Source organism: Bradyrhizobium sp. SHOUNA76 (genome assembly GCF_023006445.1).
Classification (GTDB): domain Bacteria; phylum Pseudomonadota; class Alphaproteobacteria; order Rhizobiales; family Xanthobacteraceae; genus Bradyrhizobium.
This window is the reverse complement of the sequence record NZ_JALBHA010000527.1, coordinates 1-4,239: the sequence shown is the minus strand read 5'-3', so window position 1 is coordinate 4,239 and position 4,239 is coordinate 1. Positions and strand designations below refer to the sequence as shown.

Below are 4,239 nucleotides of genomic sequence, written 5' to 3'. Positions count from 1 at the left end.
GCCGACGCCGCCACCGGCCTGCTCGACCTGCGCCGGCTCGGCGACATGCTCGCCCGTATCCACGGCCGCATCACGCACCGGGAACTCGATCGCGTCTCTCCGCTCGCGGTGCCCGTGATGCTGGAAATCGGCCGCGAGTCAGTTTATGGCGAAGCTGCAGACGAGCTCCTGGCGGAAGCCGCCGATGAGCTCGTCAAAGAGGCGATGGGATAAGAGCAGGTTCGGACGTGACGATTGGCGCGCAGGTTTCAGGAGATGTCGACGACATGCGCGTGTCCAGAGTCACCATCAGCGATGTGACCTTTGCCGCCGATCTCTCCGGCGCGCTGTTCTGGGAAGAGCAGCGCCTGCTGGTCGTCTCCGACCTGCATCTGGAAAAAGGGTCCAGCTTCGCCATGCGCGGCGTGCTGCTGCCGCCTTACGACACCATCGCGACGCTCGGCCGTCTCGCTGCTGTCATCTCCCGCCATGATCCACGCGTCGTCATCGCGCTCGGCGACAGCTTTCACGATCGCAGGGCGCATGAGCGGTTGTCGCCGGACGACCGCGATGCCGTCGCCGCGCTTCAGACCGGCCGCGACTGGATCTGGATCTCCGGCAATCACGATCCCATGCTGCCGCGCGATCTCGGCGGCACCGTCGCCGAAGAAGTCGCGATCGGCCCGATCACCTTCCGTCATGAGCCCACGGGTGCGCGCGGCGAGATCGCTGGGCATCTTCATCCCAAGGCGCGCGTCTCCACACGCGGCCGCTCGATGGAGCGCCGCTGCTTCGTCTCCGACGGGATGCGCGCGGTGATGCCGGCGTTCGGCGCCTATGCCGGCGGCCTCAGCATCCGCGACGTGGCATTCGCAAAGATCTTTCCGACCAATGGTTTTGTCGCCCATCTGCTGGGCGACCGCCGCGTTCACGCCATTGCGGCCTCGCGCTGCTATTGAGACCGGCCGAAATTAGGACAGCCCTACGTTCGGTAGTTTTCCGGAATCGCCCAAGCCCCGTTGCCGGTTCTAACGTCAGGCTTGCCGGGGCTGGAATTTCGGATCCCGAACAAGATTGTAACCGGCAAGGGGCCGCTGCGAGGCGGCCCCTTTCGATTCCGGCGATCCAAAGCGGGCTTAGGAGGATCGTTACCGAATTCGGAACAAATTAAGAACACTTTAGCAAGTCTTTGATATATCATTGTGATTCGGCGCGTTGCCGACACAATATCTAGCGTCTGTCAGACTTTGCGAGGACTACATGTCCACCATCGCCTTCGATCAATTTGCCCTCACCCGGATCGCCGATTTCGCGCGCTCGCTGTCGCGGCTGCATCAGGCCGCGCGGCGCCAGAGGATCGACGACGACCAGTTCGACCGCGAATTCAACGCGGTGTGCCAGTCGATCTGGGGCTACACCATCGACGACGTTAGCGACGAGCTGTTCTCGACCGAGGATCATCTGTTTCTCGACACGCTGGACGAAGCGCATGCGCGCATCTTCGCGGCCGAGCAGGGCTACGACCTCGTTGGTGATCAGGGCATGCTGACGGATTGGTGGGGCTTCTGCTGGATGATCCTGGCCGAGAAGCGCGGCCTCCTGACGCCGGACAACCGCGCCGCCGCGCGCGCGGCGATCGAGGAGAAATATCTGGCGGCGCCGAACGTGATCGGGGTGATCATCGGACGCTAGTCTCGTGCCCCGGACGCAGCGCAGCGCTACGCGCTGCACCGCGTCCGGGACACGAGAGCGAACTAATCCAATCCCGCGCGCTTCGCCGATTTCTGCGCCGCCGCCTTCGGCACCGTCACGTCAGGCAGCGTCTCACGGACGATCTCCGCAGCCGGCGCATCTGCCGACACCGTCTCTGCCCGCACCGGCGCCACCTTCATCTCGCCGAGCCTCGCGCGGACCTGCGCGGTGAGGCCGGGATAGGAGGCAACCGGGGTGAAGTCCGCCGCCTGGTCGTTGCCGACGCGGATGCCGGTATAGGCGACGAGTCCATCGGTGGTGGCGATCACGTCGCCGGCTTTCAGCGAGGAGTCCAGCGCGAGATCGACCGGGGCAAGGCCGACCGGCTCGCGGCCGTTGCAGGTGCAGTCGGCGCGCAGCGCCTTGCGGTAGGCGAACGCGTTCTCGCTGTCCGCGTAGCGCTCGCCGGTCTGCGAAGCGGCACCGTCGATCGAGGAGCCGAAATAGACCTTGGTCGCGGCGGCGGGACAGAACGCCTGACACATCTGTGCCGGCGAGGCGAGGCCGCGCATCAACGGAAAATATTTTCCGTCGCAGCTGCGCACGCAGAAGGCCGGGCCCGAACCGCCTGCCGCGGCTGACCGCGTCGGCGGCACGTATTGCGGGGTTGCGGCATTTTGCTGGCCGGTGAAGGGATCGGCGTAGGAGCTCGCCTGTTGCGGCACCTCGCGCTGCGGCCGCTGCTGTTGCATGCCGCCAAAGAAAAAGTCGAACAGGCCTTCGGCCGAAACCGGGGCGGGAGCCGCAAGCAGCGGTGCTCCAAGGGTGGCGGCTACGAGCATCGCGCGACGCCGCCGGCGCGCATGGGACAGGACTGTACGCAACGCTCACTCCACCCGACGCTACTGAACAGGCTGGGACCCAGGGGGTCTCAGCACATGATTCACCATAAGGCGGGATGGTAAATGAGCGGTTGAGGAGTGGTTCGGAACGAAGCGGGCTTTCGTCATGGCCGGGCTTGTCCCCGCCATTCACGATCTTCGTGCGGCAAAGACGTGGATGCCCGGGTCAAGCCCGGGCATGACGGCGGAGAGCGTTTCGCCGCATCACGCCTTCAAGAACTCCGACGCCTTGTACAGCGAGCGGAACGGCAGGCCGGCCGCACCGAACGTATCGGTGGCGCCTTCCTCGCGGTCGACCATGGTCAGCACCAGCACCACTTCGGCGCCGGTCTCGCGCACCGATTCCACCGCCTTCATCGCGGAGCCGCCGGTGGTGGTGACGTCCTCGACGATCACGACGCGCTTGCCCTCCAGCGTCTCGCCTTTCGGCAGGCCTTCGATCGCGAGCTTGGCGCCGTGCTCCTTCGGCTTCTTGCGCACGAAGAAGGCTGCGATCGGATGGCCCTTGATCCAGGAGATCTGCGCCAGCGCGCCGGCGAGCGGCACCGCGCCCATCTCGAGGCCGCCGATGAAATCGAGATTGTCGTCCTTCAGCGCCTCATAGGTCAGCTCGGCGAGCAGGGTCGCCCCCTCGGGGTCGAGCATGGTCGGCTTGAGGTTGAAGTAGAAATCGCTCTTGCGGCCCGACGCGAGCGTCACCTCGCCGCGGCCGAAGGAGCGCCGGCGGATGATTTCGAACAGGCGGGCGCGGGAGGCAGATTTCGACACGGCGGTCCCTCGAACAGCATTTTAGAGGAGGCGGAATTTATCCGCGACGGCCGCGACATTCCAGAGGGGGCGTCCCTCGTCAACAGGGATCGGCCATCCCGGACCGCCGGTTGTGGGGACGCGACCTTCTGAAGTAGTTGAGAGCCCAAGTCGGGGCACGACGCCTCCTCGGGAAGGACATGGGAATGACCATCGAGCTGCACACCTGGAACACGCCGAACGGCCGCAAGATCTCGGTCGCGCTGGAGGAGATGGGGCTCTCCTACAAGGTGGTCCCGGTGAACATCGCCAAGGGCGAGCAGATGGCGCCGGGGTTCCTCAAGCTCTCCCCGAACAACAAGATCCCCGCGATCGTCGACCCCGAGGGGCCGGACGGCAAGCCCGTCAGCATCTTCGAATCGGGCGCGATCCTGCTCTATCTCGGTGAAAAGACCGGCAAATTCCTGCCGAAATCCCTCAGCGCCCGTATCCCCGTCTACGAATGGCTGATGTGGCAGATGGGCGGCTTCGGCCCGATGCCCGGCCAGGTGCACCATTTCATCGCGCTCGAGAACGAGCAGGACCGTGCCTACGGCCTGAAGCGCTACATGGCGGAGACGCGCCGGCTCTACGGCGTGCTCGACCGCCGCCTGGAGGGGCGCGACTTCGTCGCCGGCGACCTCTCGATTGCCGATTTTGCGATCCTGGGCTGGGCCTGGCGCCATCCTCGCCACAAGGTTGAGCTGGCCGACTTCCCCAACGTCAAGCGCTGGTATGAGGCCCTGATGGCCCGTCCGGCCGTGAAGCGGGGCATGGACGCGAAGCTGGATTAGCCTGCCGGCGCCTCGTGCCCCGGACGCGACGCAGCGCGTAAGCGGTGCGGCGCAGAGCCGGGGCCCATGCCTCGGCGATCTCGTTG

The 4,239-nt window shown here is 65.6% G+C and carries 6 protein-coding genes; 4 read left to right on the top strand and 2 right to left on the bottom strand.

Annotated elements, in window-relative coordinates:
• The 3 genes from MOV74_RS32520 to MOV74_RS32510 all read left to right on the top strand — a co-directional run.
• Window positions 1-213: hypothetical protein (locus tag MOV74_RS32520; protein WP_246931085.1), on the top strand; the 213-nt coding region annotated here is incomplete at its 5' end.
• A 53-nt stretch (window positions 214-266) separates the two neighbouring features.
• On the top strand, window positions 267-938 hold the full coding sequence (gene pdeM, locus MOV74_RS32515; RefSeq protein WP_246931084.1) for a ligase-associated DNA damage response endonuclease PdeM: 672 nt from the start codon (window positions 267-269) through the stop codon (window positions 936-938).
• Window positions 939-1,239: 301 nt separating this feature from the next.
• Window positions 1,240-1,671 (top strand): hypothetical protein, encoded by a 432-nt coding sequence (locus tag MOV74_RS32510; RefSeq protein ID WP_246931083.1) that lies wholly within the window; start codon window positions 1,240-1,242, stop codon window positions 1,669-1,671.
• 62 nt (window positions 1,672-1,733) lie between these two features.
• Here MOV74_RS32510 and MOV74_RS32505 read toward each other — a convergent pair whose 3' ends face one another.
• Both MOV74_RS32505 and pyrE read right to left on the bottom strand, forming a co-directional pair.
• Entirely contained in the window at window positions 1,734-2,513 is a 780-nt protein-coding gene (locus MOV74_RS32505; protein ID WP_246931082.1) for a DUF2865 domain-containing protein, read from the bottom strand.
• A 264-nt stretch (window positions 2,514-2,777) separates the two neighbouring features.
• A complete protein-coding gene (gene pyrE / locus MOV74_RS32500) occupies window positions 2,778-3,341 on the bottom strand; it encodes an orotate phosphoribosyltransferase (protein WP_212277777.1) in 564 nt (187 codons plus the stop codon).
• 185 nt (window positions 3,342-3,526) lie between these two features.
• Here pyrE and MOV74_RS32495 point away from each other — a divergent pair, with 185 nt between their 5' ends.
• A complete protein-coding gene (locus MOV74_RS32495) occupies window positions 3,527-4,153 on the top strand; it encodes a glutathione S-transferase family protein (protein WP_246931081.1) in 627 nt (208 codons plus the stop codon).
• The last annotated feature ends 86 nt before the right edge of the window (window positions 4,154-4,239 follow it).